We start from the raw sequence: 16232 nt of genomic DNA, 5'->3' as shown, positions 1-16232 counted from the left end.
CTGGCAGGAGATGCTCGACGGCGGCCCGCTCGACGTGCTCACCGGCGACTACCTCGCCGAGCTGACCATGCTGATCCTGGCCAAGGACCGCATGAAGGACCCGGGCACCGGCTACGCCAAGACGTTCCTCAGGCAGCTGGAAGGCTTCGTCCAGACCGCCCGCGACCAGGGCACGAAGATCGTCACGAACGCCGGCGGCCTCAACCCGGCCGGCCTGCGCAAGGCGATCGAGGCCGTCGCGCCGGGCGTCAAGGTCGCGCACGTCGAGGGCGACGCCATCGGTCCCAACGCCAACGCGTACCTCGGCGCGTTCGGCATCGCCGAGTGCCTCAAGGCAGGTGCGGACGTCGTGGTCACCGGCCGGGTCACCGACGCGTCCCTGGTCGTCGGCCCCGGCATCGCCCGCTACGGCTGGACCCCCGCCGACCTCGACGCCCTCGCCGGCGCCACCGTCGCCGGCCACATCCTCGAGTGCGGCGCCCAGGCGACCGGCGGCAACTACTCGTTCTTCACCGAGATCCCCGACCTCGACCACGCCGGCTTCCCGATCGCCGAGCTGCACGGGGACGGGTCGTCGGTCATCACCAAGCACCCCGGCACCGGCGGCGCCGTCACGGTCGACACGGTCACCGCGCAGCTGCTGTACGAGATCGGCGCCCCCGAGTACCTCGGCCCGGACGTCACCACCCACTTCGACACGATCCGGCTCACTCAGCTCGGACAGGACCGGGTCGAGGTCACCGGGGTCAAGGGCAGCCCCCCGCCGGACACGCTGAAGGTCGGCACCATCGCCCTCGGCGGCTTCCGCAACAGCATGACGTTCGTCCTGTGTGGACTGCGGATCGAGGAGAAGGCGGCCCTCGTCGAGCGGCAGCTGCGGCGCAGGCTGGACCACCCGATGGAGTTCACGCTGGCCCGCACGGACCACCCCGACGCCGACGACGAGCAGCGGGCGAGCGCGCTGCTGGCCGTGCACATCAAGAGCACCGACCAGAAGGCGGCCGGCCGGGCGTTCTCGCAGGCGGCCGTCGAGCTGGCCCTGGCCTCCTATCCCGGCCTCACCCTGACCGGTCCGCCGGGCGACGCCACGCCCTTCGGAGTGTTCTCAGCGGGTTCGGTACCGCGCGGTGAGGTCCCGCACGTCGCGGTCCTCCCTGACGGCAGCACGGTGGAGGTCCGATGAGAGTGCCACTGGGGACGCTGTTCGGGGCCAGGTCCGGCGACAAGGGCGGCGACGCCAACATCGGCGTCTGGGCCCGCTCCGACGAGGCGTACGCGTGGCTGCGGGCCACGCTCACCGAGGACCTGCTCAAGACGCTGCTGCCGGAGGTGCGCGACGTCAGCCGCTACGAGCTGCCGAACCTCCGCGCGCTCAACTTCGTCGTGCGCGGCATCCTCGGCGACGGGGTCGCGGCCAGCACCCGCTTCGACCCGCAGGGCAAGGCCCTCGGCGAGTGGCTGCGATCGAGGGTCGTCGACATCCCCGACGAGCTGCTGCCATGATCGACGCGTTCGCGAAGCCGGAGCTGCGGGACCTTGTGCGGAAGTTCACCCGCAACGAGATCGTGCCGCACCTCGACGCGTGGGAGCGGGCCGGCGAGGTGCCCCGCGACCTGCACCGCAAGGCCGCCGAGCTGGGCCTGCTCGGGATCGCGTTCCCGGCGGAGGTCGGCGGCGAGGGCGGTGACCTGCTCGACTCGATCGTGGTCACCGAGGAGATCATCCAGTCGGGCGGCTCGTCGGGGCTGATCGCGGCCCTGTTCACCCACGGGATCGCGCTGCCGCACATCGTCGCGAGCGGCGACGCCGACCTCATCGACAGGTACGTGCGGCCCACCCTGCGCGGCGAGCGCATCGGCTGCCTGGCGATCACCGAGCCGGACGGCGGATCCGACGTCGCCGGGATCCGGACCACCGCGAAGGCCGACGGCGACTCGTACACCGTGAACGGCACGAAACTCTTCATCACCAGCGGCGCCAGGGCCGACTTCGCCACCACGGCGGTGCGGACCGAGGACGGCGTGCGGCTGGTCGTGGCGGAAGGCTTCACCGTCACCAGACGACTGGAGAAGATGGGCTGGCACTGCTCGGACACCGCCGAGCTGTCCTTCGTGGACGTGCGGGTGCCGAGGAGCCACGACGTCGGCGGCATCCAGACGCTGCTGGCGCACTTCGCCGCCGAGCGACTCTCCCTCGCCGTGCAGTGCTACGCGACCGCGCAGCGGTGCCTCGACCTGACGCTCGCCTGGGTCCGCGACCGGCACACGTTCGGGCGGCCGCTCGCCGGCCGGCAGCTGGTCAGGCACCGGCTCGCCGAGATGGCCCGGCAGGTCGACGTCGCCCGCACCTACGTGCGACACACCGCGCTGCGTGTCGCAAGCGGCGATCAACTCGTTACGGAGGTGGCGATGGCGAAGAACACGGCGGTCGCGGCCTGCGACCACGTCGTCGACCAGGCCGTGCAGCTGCACGGTGGCCTCGGGTATCTGCGCGACGCCGAGGTCGAGCGCCATTACCGGGACGCTCGGATCATGGGCATCGGCGGCGGGACCACGGAGATCATGAACGAGATCATCGCGAAGCAGTTGGGGGTCTGAGCATGCCGATCCTGACCAGTGCGCTGGACCCGCGCGGGCCCGCCTACCTGGACAACCGGGAGGCGATGCTGGAGCGGCTGACCGAGCTGGAGTCGGCGCTGCGGCAGGCTCGCGGCGGGGGCGGCGAGAAGTACGTGACCAGGCACCACGCCCGCGGCAAGCTGCTGCCCCGCGAGCGGATCGAGCTGCTGGTCGACCGCGACTCGCCGTTCCTGGAGATCTGCCCGGTCGCCGCGTGGGGCACCGACTACCCGGTCGGGGCGAGCGTCGTCACCGGCATCGGCATCGTCGAGGGCACGCCGTGCGTGATCGTGGCGAACGACCCCACGGTCCGCGGCGGGGCGGTCAACCCGTTCTCGCTGAAGAAGACCCAGCGGGCGGGGCAGATCGCCCGCGAGAACCGGCTGCCGATGATCAACCTGGTCGAGTCCGGCGGCGCGGACCTGCCCCAGCAGGCGGAGATCTTCATCCCGGGCGGGGCGGCGTTCCGCGACCTGACCCGGCTGTCGGCGGCCGGCATCCCGACGGTCGCGGTGGTGTTCGGCAACGCGACGGCCGGCGGCGCGTACGTGCCCGGCATGTCGGACTACACGATCTTCGTGCGGGACCGGGCGAAGGTGTTCCTCGCCGGCCCGCCGCTGGTGAAGATGGCCACCGGCGAGACCGTCGACGACGAGACGCTGGGCGGCGCCGCGATGCACGCCTCCCGCTCCGGCCTGGCCGACTACATCGCCGAGGACGAGCGCGACGCGCTCCGCCTCACCCGGGGCGTCGTCCGCAATTTCGGGCATTCCGTCGGCCGGAGCTACGGCGCCGAACCCAAGTTCGACGCCGACGACCTCCTGGGCATCCCGAGCGCCGATCTCCGCGTCCCCTTCGACCCCCGCGAGATCCTCGCGCGGATCCTCGACGGCAGCGAGTTCGACGAGTTCAAGCCCGCCTACGGCCAGGCCCTGTGCACCGGCTGGGGCGCCATCCACGGCCACCGCATCGGCGTCCTCGCCAACGTCCGCGGCGTGCTCTTCTCCGCCGAGGCGCAGAAGGCGGCCCAGTTCATCCAGCTCGCCAACGCCGCCGGCACGCCGCTGCTCTTCCTGCAGAACACCACCGGGTACATGGTGGGCAGCGAATACGAGCAGGGCGGCATCATCAAGCACGGCGCGCTCATGATCAACGCGGTGGCGAACTCCAGGGTCCCGCACCTGACGGTCAACATCGGCGCGTCCTACGGCGCCGGCAACTACGGCATGTGCGGCCGCGCCTTCGAGCCGCGGTTCCTCTTCACCTGGCCCAACGCCAAGTCGGCCGTCATGGGCCCGCAGCAGCTCGCCGGGGTGCTGTCGATCGTCGCCCGGCAGGCCGCGGAGGCCAAGGGCCACGCCTACGACGAGGAGCAGGACCGCACCATGCGGTTCATGGTGGAGCACAAGGTCGAGCAGGAGTCGGCCGCCCTGTTCCTGTCCGGCCGCCTGTACGACGACGGCGTCATCGACCCGCGCGACACCCGCACCGTGCTCGGCATGTGCCTGGCACTCGTCCGTTCAGGCGACCAGAACCCCAACTTCGGCGTCTTCCGCCTCTAAGCAAAGGACCAGCCGTGATTCGCAGGCTACTTGTCGCCAACCGCGGCGAGATCGCCCGGCGGGTGTTCGCCACCTGCCGGGCGATGGGCGTCGAGACGGTCGCCGTCTACTCCGACTCCGACGCCGACGCGCCGCACGTCGCCGAGGCCGACTACGCCGTCCACCTGCCGGGCAACGCGCCGGCCGCCACCTACCTGCGCGGCGACCTGCTCATCGCGGCGGCCCGCAAGTGCGGCGCCGACGCGGTGCACCCCGGCTACGGGTTCCTGTCGGAGAACGCCGAGTTCGCGCGGGCCGTCATCGACGCCGGGCTCACCTGGGTCGGGCCGTCGCCGAAGGCGATCGCGCTCATGGGCTCGAAGATCGAGGCGAAGGCGCTGCTCGCCGACGTGGGCGTGCCGATGCTGCCGACCGCGCTCGAGCCCGAGCAGGTGGAGACGTTCCCGGTCCTGGTGAAGGCGTCCGCGGGCGGCGGCGGCCGGGGCATGCGCATCGTGCGGGACCGCGAGTCGCTCGCCGAGGCGGTCGCGGCCGCGCGGCGCGAGGCGGCGTCGGCGTTCGGCGACGGCACGGTGTTCTGCGAGCGGTACATCGAACGCGCCCGCCACATCGAGGTCCAGATCATGGCCGACACGCACGGCAACGTCGTGACGCTCGGCGAGCGCGAGTGCTCCATCCAACGCCGGCACCAGAAGATCGTCGAGGAGACGCCGTCGCCGGCCGTCGACCCGCAGCTGCGGGACCGGCTCTGCCAGGCGGCGCTCGCCGCCGCCCGGGCGGTGTCCTACGTGGGCGCCGGCACCGTCGAGTTCCTCCTCGCGCCGTCGGGCGAGTTCTTCTTCCTGGAGATGAACACCCGGCTGCAGGTCGAGCACCCGGTCACCGAGTGCGTCGTCGGCGTCGACCTCGTGCGGCTCCAGCTGGTCGTCGCCGAGGGCGGGTCGCTGCCGTTCAACGGCCCGCCGCCGCTGCGGGGGCACGCGATCGAGGTCCGCCTGTACGCCGAGGACCCCGCCTACGCGTGGATGCCCTCGACCGGCACGCTGCACCGCTTCGACGTGCCGGGCGTCGCGCACGCGTTCGGCCCGCTGCCCGCCCCGGGGCTGCGCCTGGACGCCGGGGTCGTGGACGGCTCCGTGGTCGGCGTGCACTACGACCCGATGCTCGCGAAGCTCATCGCCTGGGCGCCGACCCGCGCCGAGGCCGCCAGGATGCTGTCCAACGCCCTCGCCCGCGCCCGCTTCCACGGCGTCACCACCAACCGGGACCTGCTGGTGCGGGTGCTGCGGCACTCGGCGTTCCTGTCCGGCGGCACCGACACCGGCTTCCTCGACCGGCACCCCGAGGTCTTCGTGCCGCTGCTGTCCTCAGTGGACGCCGTGCGCCTCTCGTGCCTCGCCGCCGCGCTGTCCGGCGCCGCCCGCCGCGCCAAGCGGGCCACCCTGCCGGGGCTGCCCTCCGGATGGCGCAACGTCCCGAGCTCGCTGCAGTCCGTGGTGTACGAGGGGCCGACCGGCATCATCGAGGTCGGCTACCGGCTGGACCGCCTGAACGACCTGGCGGCCTGGGCGGTGCGCCGCGTCGACCCCGACGACGTCGACCTGCCGGGCGCCGCGCTCGACCCGGCCGGCGCGCCCGACCACCCGCCGGTCGAGATCCTGTCCGCGACCGGCGACCAGGTCGTGCTCGACGTCGCCGGGGTGCGGCTGCACTTCGCCGTCCACGAGGTCGGCCCGGTGTCCTACGTGGACAGTCCCGAGGGTTCGGTGACGCTGGCCGAGCTGCCCCGCTACCCGTTGCCGGTCGCCGAGCAGCCCGAAGGTTCCCTGATCGCGCCGTTGCCCGGCGCGGTCGGCCGCGTGCTCGTCGTGCCCGGCCAGCGGGTCGCCGCCGGCGAGCTGCTGCTGACCGTGGAGGCGATGAAGCTCGAACACCCCGTCCACGCCCCCACCGACGGTGTCATCAGCGACCTGCGGGTCGCGGCCGGCTCGCAGGTCGAGTCGGGAGCCCTGCTGGCGGTGCTGTCGCCGGCCTAGCTTTGGTTTCGTTTTCGATTGGAGCCCACCCCTCATGGACTTCGACTACACCCAGGAACAGCAGGACCTCCGCGACGCGGTGGCGAAGCTCGGCAAGCGCTACGGGCACGAGTACTTCGTGCGCAAGGCGAAGGCCGGCGAGCACTCCGACGAGCTGTGGGACGAGGCGGCCAAGCTCGGCTACCTCGGCGTCAGCGTCCCCGAGGAGTTCGGCGGCGGCGGTGGCGGCATCACCGAGCTGGCGATCGTCTGCGAGGAGCTGGCCGCGGCCGGCGCGCCGCTGCTGCTGCTCGTGGTGTCGCCCGCGATCGCCGCGACGATCGTCGACCGGCACGGCACGCAGGCGCAGCGGTCCCGCTGGCTGCCGGGCTTCGCCGACGGCACGCGGAAGGTCTGCTTCGCCATCACCGAGCCCGACGCCGGCTCCAACTTCCACAAGCTGTCCACCGTGGCCCGCCGCGACGGCGACGACTACGTGATCACCGGCCGCAAGGTGTACATCTCCGGCGTCGACGAATGCTCGCAGGTCGTGGTCGTCGCCCGGATGGCCGACGACCGCACCGGCAAGCTCAAGCCGGCGCTGTTCATGGTCCCCACGGACGCCCCCGGGCTCACCATGTCCAAACTGGACATGGAGATCGTGTCGCCGGAGAACCAGTTCCTGCTGTTCTTCGACGAGGTACGGGTCCCGGCTTCCTGCCTGATCGGCGAGGACCCCGACGCGGGCCTGCCGGCGCTGTTCTCCGGCCTCAACCCGGAGCGGATCACGGTCGCGGCGATGGCCTGCGGCACCGCGCGGTACGCGCTGGAGCGGGCCTCCACCTACACCGCCTCGCGCTCCGTCTGGGGCCGCCCCATCGGCAGCCACCAGGGCGTCGCGCACCCCATGGCGCACGCGCACATCCAGGTCGAGCTGGCCCGGCTCATGGTCGCGAAGGCGGCGGCCCTCTACGACGCGGGCCGCGACCTGGAGGCGGGCGTCAACGCCAACATGGCCAAGTACGCGTCGGCGGAGGCGTCGGCGCTGGCCGTGGACACCGCGATCCAGGCGCACGGCGGCAACGGCATGACCACCGAGTACGGCGTCGCGACCCTGCTCGGCGCCACCCGCGCCGGCCGCATCGCGCCGGTCTCGCGGGAGATGATCCTCAACTTCGTCGCCCAGCACCTGATGGGGCAGGAGAAGTCTTACTGACGCGCAGCTGCTGGCCGGTGAACGTGCCCGGCGGCTCGCCGGCCAGGCAGCGGAACGTGGTCGGTCCCGCCTGCTGCTGCGCCACGCCGGGCAGCAGCACGTCCACGTCCCATCCCACCGCAGGCAGGTACACGAGCAGCAACGTCTTCACGTTGCACACCTCGCGGACCGTCTGACTGTCCTGGGCCGACCGCACCTGGCTGCCCTTGGGGAGGTCGCCGTAGGCGAACACCTCCCAGGTGTGCGGTGTCTCACAGCCGACCGCCTTCTTGGCCGCGTCGAAGCACTCCACGGTCTGCGAGCAGCGGGCGGTCTTCGGCGCGGTCGGCGGGCACGCGATCGTCGCCGGGATGCCCTTCTCGGTGGCCGCGCTCGCGGACGGGCTCTTCGCCGGGTCGGGGCCTTCCTTCTTGCCGGCCTTCAGGTTGTACGCGATGCCGGCGCCGGCGAGGGCCGCCACGAGCAGCAGGACGGCCGCGGCGACCAGGATGAACCGCTTGGCGCCCGGCGGCGGGGTCGGCGTGTCGAGCACGATCTCCGGCCGCTCTTCGATGCCGTGCTGGACCGTCTTGTCGGGGTCATCCCTGTTCTCGACCGGCGGCTTCTTCTCGACCGGCGGCTTCTTCTCGGCCTGGGGCTTCGACGTGTACACCGGCTCCACCGGCGGCGAGCCGAGCGGCGGGACGACCACCTGCGGCGCCGGCTCCAGGCGCAGGTTGATCAGCTGGTCGCGGAGCTCGATCGCGGACGGCCGGGCGGTCTCGTCGTTGGCCATGCCGGCCCGCAGCACCGCCATCAGGTTCTCGGGGCAGCCGGGCAGGTCGGGGATCTGCTCGTTGAACATGTCGACCAGCGACAGCAGGCTCGGCGCCTGGTCCTCCCGCCACCGCGGCGGGCGCCCGCGCATGAGCGCGTACAGCGTGGCGCACAGCGAGTACACGTCCGCCGACCCGGCCGGCGGCGACTGCCGGAACGTCTCCGGCGGCGCGTAGGCCGGCGTCAGCGTGTCGAGCGTCATGGACTCGTCGCGCCACTCGGCCAGGATCGCCAGCCCGAAGTCGGCGAGCGCCGGCTCCCCGAACCGGCTGAACAGGATGTTCGCCGGCTTCACGTCCCGGTGCAGCACCCCGAGCGCGTGCGCGTCGGCCAGCGCATCAGCAATCTTGAACCCGACGTCCCGCGCCTCGGCCGCACTGAGCGGCGAGTCCCGCATCCGCTCCGCGTACGACCCGTCGCACAGCTCCATGATCAGGTACGGGTGCCCGAGGTCGGTGACCCCCGCGTCGAACAGGTCCACCACGTGCGGGTGGCTCGACATCCGCCCGGCGGCCCGCGCCTCACGCATGAACCGCCGCCGGTCCCGCTCGGACTCCAGCGTGCGATGCTCGACCTTGACCGCCACCTCCCGCCCGACCGACTCCTGCGTCGCCCGGTAGACGGTCGCATACCCGCCACGCGCAAACACGGTCAACCCGGTCATCCCGGGCACCGTCGGCAGGGGTACGGCATCGGCCACGGCTAGAACGGTACGACAGCCACCCGACATTCGCCGTCACGCATCGGCCACAACACCCCGCCAGCCATCGATACCCGTCCCCCACGCCGCCCACCGCCCCCTTGATCACCCCGCAAACACGCCACCCACCCATCCACAAGAGCCGCCGCCCCACCCACCGCGCCCGCCACCCACCACACAGGCGCGATCTCGTCGCCCACGCCCACGTTTGTCGCCGCTGCCGAGTCCGCCAGCCTGCCGTCGCTGGGATCGCCGCAGCGGCCTCCGCCGGCGCTGGGATCGCCGCAAAGGCCTCCGCCGGCGCTGGGATCGCTGCAGAGGCCGAGGCCGCCGCCAGGGTCGCGGGTGCCGGGGGCCGCCGCCAGGGGCAGAGCCCCGCCAGGGCTGGGTCTTTGCCGGGCTGGAGCCGTCACCGCCAGGGTCGCCGCTCACCGGGCTGGGGAAGAACGCACTGGAACGAACCCCAGAACCCGACCCGCACTGTCACAAGCAACGTGGATCTTCGCGGTCTGCCCACCTCAAGATCCCCCGACGGCGTGAGCCGGTTTGCGGCGACGACCCGAAGGACCGCCCGATTCGCCGGGTTCCCACGGCCTCTTGCCGCCACCGGCAGCACGCTGATGCACCCGCACTGCGCTCGATTCCACCGACGCCCGGCCAGTCGAGCCACCGGAGCTAGTCGATGCCACCGGCGGCGACCACGTCGGCCCGCACACCGGCCAGCATCCGGTCGAAGGCGATCAAGGGCCCGCCGGCGAAACCGTGCCCCGGTCAGACACAGGCCCGCCGGCGAAACCGTGCCCCGGTCAGACACAGCGGCGCCCGGAAGCGCACCTTCCACACGAGACCGCCGGGCACCCGCCGATCATCCCCAGCCAGGAGCCGCCGGCCCGCCACTCGCGTCCGCCGCCTGACGCGCAGACGCGCGAGCACGTCGTCAGGCCAAGTCATCGTCGCGGTCGGAGGCCGGCGTTGCCGGGGCGTCGCTCGACCGGGAACGCACCAGGGCGAGGTCGGCGCTGCGTGGCCGCTTTGAAGCTACCTTACACCCTCACCGGAAATTGATCTCCAGTCGAGTTACCACACAATCACGTCGCGTCAGCGCGTGACGCGGTGTGTCAGGTGGCTAGGGCGGCGGTGACGACGGCGGCCTCGTCGCACTGGCCGTTGGCCTCGAGGGCGTCGGCCAGGACGCGGGCCGCGTAGATCCGGCTGCGGACGTCCTCGCCGGCCAGGGTCTGCGCCTGCCGGGCCCAGTCGAGGGCCTCGACCTGCCGGCCCGCGGCGAGCAGGGCAGCGGCGTAGGCGGCCACCGCGTGCCGGCGGGAGAACATCACCGACGGGCCGGGGCGGTCCGCGGCCACGCAGCCGAGCACCTCCAGCGCCGCCGCCAGGTCGCCCTGGGCCTGGCGGGCCAGGCCGAACAGGACCCGCGGCGCGACCTTCGCCGCTTCGAGGACGTCGTGGGTCTCCACGACCTGCAGGACGGCCCTGGCGTCGTCCTCGGCGGCCGCCGCGTCGCCGCGGTCCAGGCTGACGAAGCCGCGCATCGTCCGCGACATGCCGATGAGCAGCGGGTGGCCGGTCTTCTCGCCGTACTCGGTGGCGTCGGTGAGCAGGTCGAAGGCGTGCGCGGGCTCGGCCAGCTCGCGGGCGACCACGCCGCGGACCACGAGCGCGAGGCCGCGGCCCCAGTCGTCGCCGGCGGCGGCGAAGTCGCGGTAGGCCCGGCGCGCCTCCCGGTCGGCGTCGGCCAGGTCGCCGCTCTCCGCGGCCGCGAAGGCCTCGACCGCGCGCAGCGTGCCGACCGCCCAGGCGTCGCCGACCCGCTCGCCGAAGGGCAGGAACGCCTTCGCCAGGCGCCTGGCCTCGCCGAGCCTGCCGGCGAGCAGGCGGACGAAGGCGGTGGTGCCGCGCAGCCAGGCCCGGCCGACGGGGTCGCCCAGCTCCGCGAAGCGGCGGGCGGCCCGGCCGAGGGCGGCGTCGGCGCCGGCGAAGTCGCCGCGGGTGGTGGTGACCCAGGCCAGGTGCTGCAGCGACCATGCCTGCGCCCGCCGGTCGCCGGAGCTGACCGCGATCTGGAAGGACTCGGCGAAGCGCCCGCCGGCCTCGGCGAGGCGGCCTTCGAGGAAGTCGGCCATGCCGAGCCGGCGCATGGCGTCGCCCCGCTCGTACGTGAGGCGCGCCTCCGTCGCCGCTTCGAGGGCTTCGCTGAGGGTCTGGTAGCTGCGGCGCTGGTCGCCGGTGGCGCGGTAGGCGCGGCCGGCGACGAGCAGGGCGCCGACCCGGACCGCGGGGTCGTCGGGCGCGTTGGCGGTGACCTTCTCGGCGCTGGCGAGGGCCTCGGAGACCCGGCCGAGCTGGAGCAACGCCCGTGCGTGGACGAGCCGGTCGCCGAGTGCGACGGCGCCGAGGGCGGCGGCCCGGTCGGCGGCCTGGGCGGCCTGGGCGGGTTCGCCGGTGGCGAGGGCCTCGCGGGCGGCGCGGCCGAGGGCCTGGACGCCGAGCGGCGCGGCGGAGCGGGCGAGGGAGTCGGGGCGCAGCCCGACGACGTCGGCGAGTTGGGAGGCGCGCTCGGCGTGGTCGGCGATGAACGCGTCGGCGGCGCCGGCGGTCATGTTGAGGCCGGTGACGGTGCCGCCGGTGTTGCCGGAGGTCTGCCAGGCGGTCATCGCCGCGGCCGCCCAGCGGGACAGCGCTGCGTGCCGCTCGGCGAGGTCGGCCTTGCCGATGCCGGCGTACGCGGCCTCGCGCAGCAGCGGCGTGGCGAACGCGTACCCGCCGCGGGCGCGGCGCAGCATGCGCCGCTGGAGCAGCTCCTCGACGGCGCGCTCCAGCTCGACGGCGGCGACGACGGCGGGCCGGGCCGGCTGGCCGGGCGGGTTGAAGCGCAGCGCCTCCAGGGCCCGGCTGGGCACGGTGTCGCCGATGACGGCCGCGTCGCGCAGCACGGCGCGGGTGTCGGCGGGCAGCGCGTCGATGCGGGCGGCGAGGACGGCGGCGAGGTCGCGGGAGAGCAGCCGCCCGCCGAGGGAGCCGGGGGTGAGCCGCCAGCCGACGGGGTCGCTGCCGGGCACGGTGCTCAGCGCGCCGCGCTCCTGGAGGAGGGTGACCAGTTCGGCGAGGTAGAACGGGTTGCCTTGCGCGGTCGCGAGGAGCCGGTCCTCGTCGGGTGCCGCGAGCCGCCCGCCGCCGAGGTACGCGCTGAGCAGCCGCGCCGCGTCGGCACCGCGCAGCGGCGGGATCGGCACCAGCTCGGCGTCGGGCACGCGGGTGAGGACGCCGGCGGAGCGGACCAGCTCGGGCCGGCCGAGCAGCACGATGAGGACCGGACCGGTGATCCGCTCGATGACGGCGCCGAGCGCGTCGACGGTCTCGGCGGTCGCGTCGTGCAGGTCGTCGACGATGACGACGAGGGGCGTCTCGGCGGCCATGCCGGACAGCAGCTCCGCGACCGCGTTGGGCACGGCGTGCAGGTCGAGCTCGTCGGGTTTGGCGCCGGGCGCAACCCAGGATGCCTCCGCCGACGAGCCGGAGTAGCCGATGAGGCTCAGCAGCAGGTCGGTGGCGAAGCGGGGCGGCTCGGGGCGGCCGCGGGCGGCGCGGGCCAGCCGCTGCGCGAGGCGGCGCAGCCGCTCCTCGACCGCCTCGCGGGTGAGGTTGGTGGCGTCCGGCGGCAGGCCGATCGCGGCGCGGACGAGGTCGGCGAGGGGCGCGAGCCGACGGCGTTCGCCGAAGGCGGCGCAGTGCACGGACAGCACGCGGGCGCCGCCGCCGGGCGCGAACCCGGCGCTCGGCGTGTAGCCCGCGGTGCCGAGGTAGCCGGCGGCGAAGCGCTCGATCTCGCCGGCGAGCCGGGACTTGCCCAGCCCGGCCTCGCCGGTGAAGACCAGGACGCGGGTCTCCTGCCGGTCGGCGATCTCGGCGAGCCGGCCGGAGACGCGGGCGAGCTCCGCCTCGCGGCCGACGAACGGCGCCTCGTCGCCGAGGCCGGAGCGGGTGCCGGGGGCGTCGAGCAGGCCGAGCAGCTCGTACGCCTCGACCGGCTCCCGCTTGCCTTTCAGGCGGAGGGGGCGCAGCGCGCGCCAGGAGGCGAGCCGCCGGGTGGTGGCGGAGGTGCGGTCGCCCGCGTAGACGGCGCCGATCGCGGCGGCGTCGGCGAGCCGGGCCGCCGTGTTGACGGTGTCGCCGATGACCGTGTATTCGATGCCCGCCTGTACGCCGGCGACGACGGTGCCCGTGTTGAGTCCGATGCGCAGCCCGAGCGGGGCGCCGCCGCCGCGCTCGTCGTCGAGGACCCGGCGCACCGCCCGTTGCATGGACAGCGCGGCGCGGACGGCCCGCTCGGCGTCGTCCTCGTGGGCGACGGGGGCGCCGAAGACGGCCATGATGCCGTCGCCGGTGAGCTTGTCGACGTGGCCGCCGAAGGTCTTGACCGCGCCGGCGAGCGCGGCGAGCACCCGGTCGGTGACCGCGCCGACCCGCTCCGGGTCGAGGTCCTCCGACCAGGCGGTGAAGTCGGACAGGTCGCCGAAGAGAACAGTCACGATCCGCCGCTCGGCGGCCGGGAGGGTGGCCGCGGCCGGCAGCGCGGAGCCGCAATGGTGGCAGAACCGCGCACCCGGAACGGCCACGGTTCCACACACCGAACACGTCACGTTGCGTCCAACCCTGGCTGGGGTGGTTGTGATTCCCGACTCAGATAGGCAAGTTGCGCCCGGACGGACCACTCGGCCGCTGTCCACAGGCTGCGGTCGACATCGGCGTACACCAGAGCGACGACCTCGGCGGGATCGGTGGCGCCCGCGGCGAGCGCCGCCCGGACCTGCTCGAGGCGGGCCTCGCGGTGCTGGTGGTAGAAGCGGGCGGCGACGGCGGTGTCGGTGAGCGCCGGACCGTGTCCGGGCAGCGCGGGCACGCCCTCGAAGCCGGCCAGCAGCCGCAGGCTGGCCAGGTAGTCGCCGAGGTCGCCGTCGGGCCAGGCGACGATGGTGGTCCCGCGGCCGAGGATGGTGTCGCCGGTCAGCATCAGCCGCTGGTCGCCGTGCCGTGCGGCGAAGCAGACGGAGTCGGCGGTGTGACCGGGCGTGATGACAGGTTCGATGAGGACGCCGTCGACGTCGAGTGTCGTGTGTACCGGCGGCTGGTGGACCGGCGCGCCGGTGAGCTCGGCGAGCCGCGGTACACCTTCGGTGTGGTCCTCGTGGCTGTGCGTGAGGATGATGGCCGCGATCGGCGCGTGGCCGGCGACTGCCCGCAGGTGGCCCTCGTCCAGGGGGCCCGGGTCGACGACGACGCAGCCGCCGCCGGGCGCCCGCAGGAGCCAGGTGTTCGTGCCGTCGAGCGTCATCGGGCCCGGGTTGGGCGCGCGGACCAGCGTCACCCAGTCGGGCAACGACGTGAGGACCTCGGCGGTCGGGACGGTGACGTGGCTTACCACGAAGTGATCGTACGGCGGGCCGGTTCCCACGACACGTCACCCGACCGGGCATCGAACCCGCACGGGGGTCCGTCGCTCAGGCGACCTCGAAGATCGCTTCGACCTCGACCGGGGTGTTGAGCGGCAGGGAGGAGACGCCGACGGCGCTGCGGGCGTGCCGGCCCGCCTCACCGAAGACCTCGGCGAACAGCTCGCTGGCGCCGTTGATGACGCCCGGCTGGCCGGTGAAGCCCGGCGCCGACGCGACGAACCCGACGATCTTGACGACTCGGACGACCTTGTCCAGGCCGACCAGGGCGTGCACGGCGGCGAGGGCGTTGAGCCCGGCCTGGCGGGCGAGCTCCTTGGCCTGCTCGGGGGTCACGTCGGCGCCGACCAGGCCGGCGGCGACGAGCTTCCCGTCGACCATCGGCAGCTGCCCCGAGACATACACGTGGTTGTTCGTCTGTACGGCCGGCACGTAGGCGGCGACCGGCGGCACGACCGCCGGGATCGTCAGGCCCAGTTCCTCCAGCCGGGTGAACACCTCATTGCCCACGTCAGTCCGCCTTGGGACGCTTGAAGTAGGCCACGAGGTTCTCCGGGTTGAGGCCCGGCACGATCGCCACGAGCTCCCAGCCGTCCTCGCCGAAGTTGTCCAGGATCAGCTTCGTGTTGTGGACCAGCAGGGGTGCGGTCAGGTACTCCCATTTCTGCATGAGGGGAGACTATCGGTCGCCTGCGGCGCGACGAGCGGACGCCGACCGAAATGGGGTCCCCCAATGCTCGCGTGCGACGGCTACCCTAAGGGCCGCGCCGCACGGGTCCCGGGAGCCGGACCGCCGGCGGACCGGCCGTCGCACACGAGGTGGAGACATGACACAACCGCCCCAGTACCCCGGGCAGCCTGAATACCAGGGCCAGCCGGGCGACCCTTACGCCGCGCCGGGTCAGGCACCGCAGCCGGCTCCGGGGCAGGGCTGGCCGCCCGCGCCGGGCCCGCAGGACCCGTTCGCCGTGCCGCCCACCTCGGCGCCGCCGACCTCCGCTCCGCCGACGTCCGGCCAGCCGTACGCGGTGCCGGTCCAGCCGCCGTTCCCGCAGGCCGGGTATCCGCAGCAGCCGGACCCGACGCAGTTCGGGCAGCAGCCGCAGTTCGGGCAGCCGGATCCGGCGCAGTACCCGCAGCAGGGCTACCCGCAGCAGCCGCAGTACCCGGCGACGGGCGCGTTCCCGACGGGTCCGCAGCCGACCGGGCCGTTCCCGACGGGTCCGCTGCCGCAGCAGCCGACCAGCGGTTTCCCGGCCCAGCCCACGAGCGGCTTCCCCGGCCAGCCGACCAGTGGCTTCCCGGCCGACCCGTACGCGGGTGGCTACCAGCCCGGCTACCAGCAGCCGGCGCCGCCGCGGAAGCGCGGCCTGATGATCACCCTGATCGTCCTGGCGGTCGTGCTCGTCCTGTGCGGCGGTGGCGGCGCGGCGGCGTACTTCGTCCAGAAGGGCAACCAGGGCAAGGGCCAGGCGAGCGCGGTCGACGCGGTCAACGGCTTCCTGAAGGCCGTCTACAAGGACAAGAACACCACCGAGGCGCTCAAGTACGTCTGTGCGTCGTCCCGTGACAAGAACAAGCTGGCCGCCCGGGTCGACGACATCAAGAAGTACGACGCCGGCCTGACCAGCCCGACCTACACCTGGCCCGCCCCGACGGTCGAGAAGCAGGACGCCTCCTCGGCGACGCTGGTCGTGGGAATCAAGGTCGCCACGAGTGACGAGAAGGTCGCCGAGTCGAAGTACAAGTTCCTCGCGACGAAGGACAACGGCTGGTGGGTGTGCGAGATCACTGCCGCGTAGTCGCTGACGGCGCCCTGTAGCGTCGAGGGGTGACA

General features: G+C 73.3%; 9 protein-coding genes and 2 pseudogenes. 6 read left to right on the top strand and 5 right to left on the bottom strand.

The genetic code is table 11. From position 1 onward, the window contains the following. Nucleotides 1-10: 10 nt before the first annotated feature. The 5 genes and pseudogenes from AB0J72_RS39515 (at nt 11) to AB0J72_RS39495 (ending at nt 7411) form a co-directional block, all read left to right on the top strand. Nucleotides 11-1503: pseudogene (locus AB0J72_RS39515) on the top strand (acyclic terpene utilization AtuA family protein). Further along, nucleotides 1500-2597 carry an acyl-CoA dehydrogenase family protein gene (locus AB0J72_RS39510; protein ID WP_363408637.1) on the top strand — a complete coding sequence of 366 codons (1098 nt, stop codon included), beginning with the start codon at nt 1500-1502 and terminating at the stop codon, nt 2595-2597. The pseudogene AB0J72_RS39515 and the gene AB0J72_RS39510 overlap by 4 nt, the downstream one beginning before the upstream one ends. A gap of 2 nt (nt 2598-2599) precedes the next feature. Then, the gene (locus AB0J72_RS39505) at nt 2600-4180 is read left to right on the top strand and encodes a carboxyl transferase domain-containing protein (protein WP_363408634.1); all 1581 of its coding nucleotides are present in this window, start codon (nt 2600-2602) and stop codon (nt 4178-4180) included. A 14-nt stretch (nt 4181-4194) separates the two neighbouring features. Next, nucleotides 4195-6216: a biotin carboxylase N-terminal domain-containing protein gene (locus AB0J72_RS39500; RefSeq protein ID WP_363408631.1), complete on the top strand. Its 2022-nt coding sequence runs from the start codon at nt 4195-4197 to the stop codon at nt 6214-6216. Nucleotides 6217-6250: 34 nt separating this feature from the next. Next, on the top strand, nt 6251-7411 hold the full coding sequence (locus tag AB0J72_RS39495) for an acyl-CoA dehydrogenase (RefSeq protein WP_354889084.1): 1161 nt from the start codon (nt 6251-6253) through the stop codon (nt 7409-7411). On the opposite strand, the gene AB0J72_RS39490 is transcribed toward AB0J72_RS39495, so the two are convergent. From AB0J72_RS39490 to AB0J72_RS39470, 5 genes and pseudogenes are all read right to left on the bottom strand, one after another. Further along, entirely contained in the window at nt 7365-8927 is a 1563-nt protein-coding gene (locus AB0J72_RS39490) for a serine/threonine-protein kinase (RefSeq protein WP_363408627.1), read from the bottom strand. The genes AB0J72_RS39495 and AB0J72_RS39490 overlap by 47 nt on opposite strands. A 1163-nt stretch (nt 8928-10090) precedes the next feature. Further along, nucleotides 10091-13585, bottom strand: a pseudogene (locus AB0J72_RS39485) (adenylate/guanylate cyclase domain-containing protein); the annotation flags it as partial. After that, on the bottom strand, nt 13582-14367 hold the full coding sequence (locus AB0J72_RS39480) for an MBL fold metallo-hydrolase (RefSeq protein ID WP_363408624.1): 786 nt from the start codon (nt 14365-14367) through the stop codon (nt 13582-13584). The gene AB0J72_RS39480 and the pseudogene AB0J72_RS39485, both read right to left, overlap by 4 nt. A 76-nt stretch (nt 14368-14443) precedes the next feature. Beyond that, the gene (locus tag AB0J72_RS39475) at nt 14444-14905 is read right to left on the bottom strand and encodes a RidA family protein (RefSeq protein ID WP_363408621.1); all 462 of its coding nucleotides are present in this window, start codon (nt 14903-14905) and stop codon (nt 14444-14446) included. A gap of 1 nt (nt 14906) precedes the next feature. After that, nucleotides 14907-15065 carry a hypothetical protein gene (locus tag AB0J72_RS39470; protein ID WP_344515934.1) on the bottom strand — a complete coding sequence of 53 codons (159 nt, stop codon included), beginning with the start codon at nt 15063-15065 and terminating at the stop codon, nt 14907-14909. Nucleotides 15066-15222: 157 nt separating this feature from the next. Here AB0J72_RS39470 and AB0J72_RS39465 point away from each other — a divergent pair, with 157 nt between their 5' ends. Beyond that, complete coding sequence (locus AB0J72_RS39465; protein WP_363408618.1) at nt 15223-16197, top strand: hypothetical protein; 975 nt, start codon at nt 15223-15225, stop codon at nt 16195-16197. The last annotated feature ends 35 nt before the right edge of the window (nt 16198-16232 follow it).

This window comes from Dactylosporangium sp. NPDC049742, assembly GCF_040674675.1.
Lineage (GTDB): Bacteria > Actinomycetota > Actinomycetes > Mycobacteriales > Micromonosporaceae > Dactylosporangium > Dactylosporangium maewongense.
The sequence above is the reverse complement of the archived record's forward strand: the minus strand, read 5'-3'. Positions and strand labels throughout refer to the sequence as shown.